Origin of the sequence: Kytococcus schroeteri, assembly GCF_002847825.1 — a bacterium.
Classification (GTDB): Bacteria; Actinomycetota; Actinomycetes; order Actinomycetales; family Dermatophilaceae; genus Kytococcus; species Kytococcus schroeteri.
Genome location: NZ_PKIZ01000019.1, coordinates 24797 through 31098, shown reverse-complemented (window position 1 = coordinate 31098; position 6302 = coordinate 24797). Strand labels below are relative to the sequence as shown.

General features: G+C 74.4%; 6 protein-coding genes and 1 pseudogene. 4 read left to right on the top strand and 3 right to left on the bottom strand.

The window, feature by feature from the left end:
- Positions 1 to 390, bottom strand: a pseudogene (locus tag CYJ76_RS12515) (hypothetical protein); the annotation flags it as partial.
- Positions 387 to 827 carry a barstar family protein gene (locus CYJ76_RS09610; protein ID WP_141494810.1) on the bottom strand — a complete coding sequence of 147 codons (441 nt, stop codon included), beginning with the start codon at positions 825 to 827 and terminating at the stop codon, positions 387 to 389. The pseudogene CYJ76_RS12515 and the gene CYJ76_RS09610, both read right to left, overlap by 4 nt.
- Before the next feature lie 74 nt (positions 828 to 901).
- Here CYJ76_RS09610 and CYJ76_RS12915 point away from each other — a divergent pair, with 74 nt between their 5' ends.
- A complete protein-coding gene (locus CYJ76_RS12915; protein WP_238138216.1) occupies positions 902 to 2086 on the top strand; it encodes a DUF4446 family protein in 1185 nt (394 codons plus the stop codon).
- 82 nt (positions 2087 to 2168) lie between these two features.
- On the opposite strand, the gene CYJ76_RS09600 is transcribed toward CYJ76_RS12915, so the two are convergent.
- Complete coding sequence (locus CYJ76_RS09600; RefSeq protein WP_083323393.1) at positions 2169 to 3203, bottom strand: diacylglycerol/lipid kinase family protein; 1035 nt, start codon at positions 3201 to 3203, stop codon at positions 2169 to 2171.
- 77 nt (positions 3204 to 3280) lie between these two features.
- On the opposite strand from CYJ76_RS09600, the gene serS reads away from it, so the two are divergent.
- From serS to CYJ76_RS09585, 3 genes are read left to right on the top strand one after another with little or no spacing between them, the layout of a single operon-like run.
- Positions 3281 to 4561, top strand: a complete 1281-nt coding sequence (serS, locus tag CYJ76_RS09595) for a serine--tRNA ligase (RefSeq protein WP_070703454.1) — start codon at positions 3281 to 3283, stop codon at positions 4559 to 4561.
- The gene (locus tag CYJ76_RS09590) at positions 4558 to 5478 is read left to right on the top strand and encodes an HAD family hydrolase (RefSeq protein ID WP_083323394.1); all 921 of its coding nucleotides are present in this window, start codon (positions 4558 to 4560) and stop codon (positions 5476 to 5478) included. The genes serS and CYJ76_RS09590 overlap by 4 nt, the downstream gene beginning before the upstream one ends.
- On the top strand, positions 5478 to 6287 hold the full coding sequence (locus CYJ76_RS09585; protein WP_070703455.1) for an RNA methyltransferase: 810 nt from the start codon (positions 5478 to 5480) through the stop codon (positions 6285 to 6287). Before CYJ76_RS09590 ends, CYJ76_RS09585 begins: the two co-directional genes overlap by 1 nt.
- The last annotated feature ends 15 nt before the right edge of the window (positions 6288 to 6302 follow it).

The following is a 6302-nucleotide window of genomic DNA, read 5'->3' as shown; positions in this document are numbered from 1 at the left end:
GCCGAAGGTGCTGCCGTCCTTGCCGGGGTACTCGAACTCCCCGCCGTCGGTGATGGTCTCGATGACGTCGTGCGCCTCGGCGGTCAGCTCGCCCTCGACGCACCGGGGCAGGCCGCTCGCGCCCGGGGCCCCGGCGGTGCTGCTGGCCGGTCCCCGCGGCCGCGGGTCGGCCGAGCTGGACCCGTCCGACCCGGTGGCCGGGGGAGGCTTCGGGTGGCCGTCCTCGCCCGATCCACCTCCGTCACCGGACCGGCCGAACAGCCCACCACCGCCCCAGACGACGGCAGCGGCCATGGCCAGCAGGAAGACCAACCGCAGCAGCAGCCGCGAGCGCCCGCGTCCCCGCGGCGCGCCGTGGCTCACCCCGCCCGGCCCGATGCGGGGGCTCACGCCTCGTCCTCCTCGATCTGGCGGGCCACGGTGTCGCTGGCCACCAGCACGGCGAGACGCGCCCGCCCTATGTCGTCCACCACATCGAGCAGCAGCTGCAGCAGAGTGCCCAGCCCGTCGTCCTCGAGCCCCAGCCCCTCGGCGGGCGTCCAGACCAGCAGGGTCCCGGCCCCTCCCTCGGCGCGGTCGGGCAGGTCGCGCAGCGTGTCGGCCAGCGCGTCCAGGTTGGTGGCAGCGTTGCCGGGCAGGTCGAGGCTCTCGGCCAGGCCGGCCTGCAGGGTGCGCACGGAGCTGCCGTCGGGGCTCGCGCCCAGCGCCACCGCCCAGTCGGCGATGCGGGCGCCGGCGGCAGCCTCCTCGGCCTCGGCCAGGGGCACCACGGCCAGGGGTTCGTCGGACTCGAGGAAGGCGGCCACGGGGAAGCGGGGGGTGCTCATGCCCCCATGGTGCCCGGACGCACCGACATCCCGGCGCACCTGCTGCGGCGGGGCCACCTGCGTATCCTGTGCGGGTGCCAGAGCCCGTCCAGAGTTCCCTGCTGATCGCCGCCGTCGTGTGCGCGGTGCTCGCCCTGCTCGTCGGACTGTGGCTGGCCGTGCAGGTCAGCTCGCTGCGCCGGCACCGCTTCATCTCGGCCCGTGTGCTGGCCGGCGCCACCGGCGGCGGGGGCTCCCAGCGCCGGTCGATGTCGAGCCGCCAGGGCCAGGCGCGCCGCTACACCGCGCCGGCCGTGCGCACCGGAGTGGACTCCGTGACCCTGAAGCGCGCCCTGGACCGCGCCGCCTCCCGCCAAGAGAAGTCCCTGTCCGCCATGCGTGCTGAGGTGGAGCGCCTCAAGGGCGAGATGAAGGGGGTCAGCGAGGGCTTCGGCAAGGTGCAGCAGCAGGCGTCCACGGACACGCGGTCCATCAAGCGGGTGCACAGCGACGCCACGCAGAACCTGCAGCGCATGACCGCCTCCGTGGAGGCCATGGAGAAGCGCGTGGACGGCAAGGTCTCGGACCTGGACGAGCGCGTGGGGCGCACCGTGGCCGAGGTGCACGAGCGCCTGGCCGAGCTGTCCGCCGAGGTGGAGCAGCTGGAGGCCCGCCGCGCCGCCCTCGGCGAGGAGCAGACCGCCGACCGGTCCCGCCTGGACACGCTCGACCGCGGCCTGGGGGGCGTGGCCGACATCGTGGACCAGCTGGAGCGCACCACCTCCGAGCACGGCACGCGCGTGACCGCCGTGGACGAGCGCCTGGGGGCCCTCGGCGGCTCGATGGAGGAGCACGGCGCCCGCGTCGAGCGCCTCGAGGGGGGTGCCAGCCAGATCACCGAGCGCACCGAGGGTCTCGACCAGGCCCTGCGACAGCTCTCGGGCAACGCCGACAATCTCGACCAGCGCCTCAAGCGCCTCGAGCACTCCACCACCTCCGCCCTCACCGAGGTGGCCCTGGTGCGCTACGACGCCTTCGGCGACATGGGGGGCCGCATGTCCTTCTCGGTGGCGCTGCTCGACGGCGTGGGCGACGGCCTGGTCATCACCAGCCTCAACGGCCGTGCCCACTCGCAGACCTACGCCAAGTCGGTCACCGAGGGCCGCGGCACCACCGCGCTCACCGACGAGGAGGCGCAGGCCGTGGCCGCCGCCCGCGGGCTGGAGGCGGAGTCGCCGGCCACCGAGGCGGTGCGGCCGCTGCGTCAGGCCCGCCGCTGACGCCGAGACCCGCTGACGGGGAGACCCGGAGGCGTGGCCGGGGCGGGAGCAGGCGGGGGCACTGCCGGGAGGGGGCGCGCCCTCAGCCGCCGAGCAGCCATCCCTCCGCGTGGTCCGAGCGCGTGCTGCGCCAGGAGGTGGCGCCCTTGCCGCGCACCCGCACGATGAGCGCCCCGGGGAGGATCCGCCCGGCGATGCGGGTCACGTGCCCGATGCCGTCGCCGTCCAGCTGGGCGCGGGTGGGCTCGCCCAGCTCCACGTCGATGGTGCTGCTCTGCCAGTAGCCGGCGTTCTCCCCGCCCAGGCGCCCCCGCGTGGCCACCGCGGCCACCACGCCGGCCCAGCCGGTGACGCCGCGCGGGGAGACCACGAAGGTGTCCAGCTGCCCGTCGTCGATGCGGGCCTCCGGCAGCACGGCCACCCCGCCCTGCAGCTTGCCCACGTTGCCGAACACCACGCTGCGCACCTTGGCGGACACGGGCTCGGAGTCGTCCACGCGGAACCGGGCGGGCACGGGCTTGTCGCCACCGTGGCGCACCGCGGAGGCCAGGTAGGCCAGCCAGCCCATGCGCTTCTTCACGTCGTCGTCGGTGGTCTCCATGACGTCGGCGTCCATGCCCACGCCGGCCATCACCAGGAAGACGTCCTCGTGCACCCCGCCGTCGGTGTCCCACCAGCGCACCTGCCCCACGTCGATGCGGCGCTCGTCGCCGGTGAGCGCGATGCGCAGGGCCTGCCGGCGGGAGAGGAAGGGCAGGTCCAGGTTGCGCACCAGCAGGTTGCCGGTGCCGCCGGGCACCAGGCCCAGGGGCACCTCGGTGCCCACCAGCTGGCTGGCCACGGTGCGCACGGTGCCGTCGCCGCCGATGGGCACGACGAGGTCGCAGCCGGCCTCGAGCAGCTCGCGGGCCTGGCCGGCGCCGGGGTCCTCCTCGGTGGTCTCGCGCCACAGCGGGGCGTCCCAGCCGAGGATGTGGCAGACGGTGTCGGCCTCCTCACGCACGGCCCGGAGGTCGTCGAACTTGATCGGGTTGATGACGAACCCGACGCGGCGTCGGCCGGTGCCGTCGCGCCCGGCGGGGGTGGACGGTTCCGTGGGGGTGGGGGTCCTGCTCACGGTGACCTCCTGGTGCGTCGGGTGCGCTGCTCGCGGGTGCCCACGGTACGCCGTGGCGGTCTCGTAGTCTTGGGATCGTGATCGACATCCGAGAGCTCCGCGAGAACCCCGACGTCGTGCGCGCCAGCCAGCGCACCCGAGGTGAGGACGAGTCCGTGGTGGACCGCGTCCTGGAGGTGGAGGCGCGATCCCGCTCCAAGCAGGCCGAGTTCGAGGCGCTGCGGGCCGAGCAGAAGGTCTTCGGCAAGCAGATCGCCCAGGCGCCCGCGGAGCAGAAGGCCGAGCTGGCCGCGCAGGGCAAGGAGATGGCCGCCCGCGTGAAGGCCCTGGAGGCCGAGGCGAACGAGCTGGCCGCCGAGGCCCAGCGCCTGCTGCGCAGCATCGGCAACATCGTCAAGCCGCAGGTGCCCGCCGGCGGCGAGGACGACTTCGACACCCTGCAGACCGTCGGCACCCCGCGCGACTTCGCCGCGGAGGGCTTCGAGCCCCGCGACCACCTCGAGCTCGGCGAGCTGCTCGGCGCCATCGACATGGAGCGCGGCGCCAAGGTCTCCGGTGCGCGCTTCTACTTCCTCACCGGCATCGGGGCGCGCCTCGAGATCGCCATGATGAACATGGCCCTCGACCTGGCGCTGAAGCACGGCTTCACGCCGATGATCACCCCCACCCTGGTGAACACCGACGTCATGGCCGGCGCGGGCTTCATCGACGCCCACGAAGACGAGGTCTACCGCCTGCGCGACGACGACCAGTACCTCACCGGCACCTCCGAGGTGGCCCTGGCCGGCTACCACGCCGACGAGATCCTCGACCTCTCGGGCGGCGCGCGCCGCTACGCCGGCTGGTCCACCTGCTACCGCCGCGAGGCCGGCAGCCACGGCAAGGACACCCGCGGCATCATCCGCGTGCACCAGTTCAACAAGCTGGAGATGTTCGTCTACTGCACCGCCGAGGAGGCCGAGGCCGAGCACGAGAGGCTGCTGGCCCTGGAGCAGGAGATGCTGGGCGCGATGGAGCTGCCCTACCGCGTCATCGACGTGGCCGCCGGTGACCTGGGCGGCCCGGCCGCGCGCAAGTTCGACTGCGAGGCGTGGGTGCCCACCCAGGGCACCTACCGGGAGCTCACGTCCACCTCCAACTGCACCACCTTCCAGGCGCGGCGCCTGCGCACCCGCGAGCGGGTGGCGGGGGGCAAGGGCACGCAGGTGGTGGCCACCCTCAACGGCACGCTGGCCACCACGCGCTGGCTCGTGGCCATCCTGGAGAACCACCAGCAGGCCGACGGCTCCGTGCGGGTGCCGGCCGCGATGCAGCCCTACCTGGGGGGCCTCGAGGTCCTCGAGCCGATCGCCCGATGACCGGCGCCGCGGCGGACCTGCCGGAGGTGGGGCGGGCCAGCCGCCCGCAGATGGTGTGCCTGGACCTGGACGGCACCACCATCGACTACTCCAGCGTGCTGCACCCCCCGGTACGCGATGCCGTGCGTGCCACCTCGGCGGCCGGGCACACCGTGGTCGTCGCCACCGGGCGCACCCTGCGGGCCACCCTGCCGTTGGCCCGTGAGCTGGGGCTGCGCGACGCCTACCTGGTGTGCTCCAACGGGGCGGTGCTGCTGCGCATCGACCCGGCGGCCGACGAGGGCTACGAGCTGCTGGAGGTGGTCACCTTCGACCCCGCGCCGGCGCTGGAGCTGCTGCGCCAGCACCTGCCGGGGGCCTACGTGGCCGCCGAGGTCATCGGGGTGGGGCACCGCATCATCGAGGGCTTCCCCGAGGAGGCGCTGCAGGGCGAGTTGACCCTGGCCACCTGGGAGGAGCTGGGCTCCGAGCCGGTGACGCGCCTGACCTTCCACGACCCGGGCAGCACCGAGGAGGAGTTCCTCGAGGCGCTCGACCGCATCGGCCTGCACGGGGTCAACTGGTCGGTGGGCTACACGGCGTGGCTGGACCTCACGCCCGAGGGCGTGTCCAAGGCGTCCGGGCTGGAGCAGGTGCGCCGCGCGCTGGGTGTGGAGCCGTGCGACACCGTGGCCGTGGGCGACCAGCGCAACGACCTGGAGATGCTCGACTGGGCGGCCCGCGGCGTGGCGATGGGGCAGGCCCCCGACGAGGTGAAGGCCGCCGCCGACGAGGTGACCGGCACCGTCGAGGAGCACGGCCTGGCACAACTGCTGCGCACCCTGGAGGGCGTGGAGGCCGCGCTGCCGGTGGTGGCGCGGCAGACCCCGGACGCGGCGACGGAGCACGACGCCTCGGCCACCCCGGGGCCCGTCTGATGACCGCACCGCTGCACATCACGAGCCCGGCCAACCCGCGCGTCAAGGCGCTGCGCGACCTGCGCCGCCGCCGTGTGCGCGAGCAGACCGGCAGCACCCTGCTGGAGGGTTTCGAGGAGCTGGAGCTGGCCCTGGAGGCCGGCGTGCGGCCCCGCGAGCTGTACCTGTGCGACGAGCTCATGGCCGACCCGGCCGCCCAGCGGCACGTGGTGGACACCGCCGCCGAGCGGGGCGCCGGCATCGTGACCCTGAGCCGGGCGGTGTTCGAGAAGGCCGCCTACCGGGAGGGGCCGGACGGCTTCCTGGCCGTGGTGCCCACCCCCGGCGTGGCCCTGGCCGACCTGCCGGAGCCCGAGGGTCCCGCGCTGTACCTGGTGGCCGAGGGGCTGGAGAAGCCCGGCAACCTGGGCGCCATCCTGCGTACCGCCGACGCGGCGGGGGTGCACGCCGTCATCGCCGCCGACCCGGTGACCGACTGGGGCAACCCCAACGTGGTGCGCGGCTCCAAGGGCACCGTGTTCTCCGTGCCGGTGGCCACTGCGCCGACCGCGGAGGTGCTGGACTTCCTGCGCGCGCGGGGCGTGGAGCTGCTCGCGGCCACCCCGCACACCGAGCGCCTGCACACCGACGTGGACTGCACCGGCCCGGTGGCCGTGGCCGTGGGCGCCGAGAAGACGGGCCTGACGGACGCGGCGATGGACGCCGGTGTGCGCGTGCGCATCCCGATGGTGGGGCGCGCCAACTCGCTCAACGTCGCCACGAGCGCGGCCATCGTGCTCTTCGAGGTGGTGCGCCAGCGCGGCGCGTGACCAACCCCCGGGGCG

Excerpts from the sequence above, each read along its gene's own strand:
- CYJ76_RS09610 (WP_141494810.1), bottom strand. The coding sequence starts at position 827 with ATGAGCACCCCCCGCTTCCCCGTGGCCGCCTTCCTCGAGTCCGACGAA.
- CYJ76_RS09590 (WP_083323394.1), top strand. The coding sequence starts at position 4,558 with ATGACCGGCGCCGCGGCGGACCTGCCGGAGGTGGGGCGGGCCAGCCGC.
- CYJ76_RS09585 (WP_070703455.1), top strand. The coding sequence starts at position 5,478 with ATGACCGCACCGCTGCACATCACGAGCCCGGCCAACCCGCGCGTCAAG.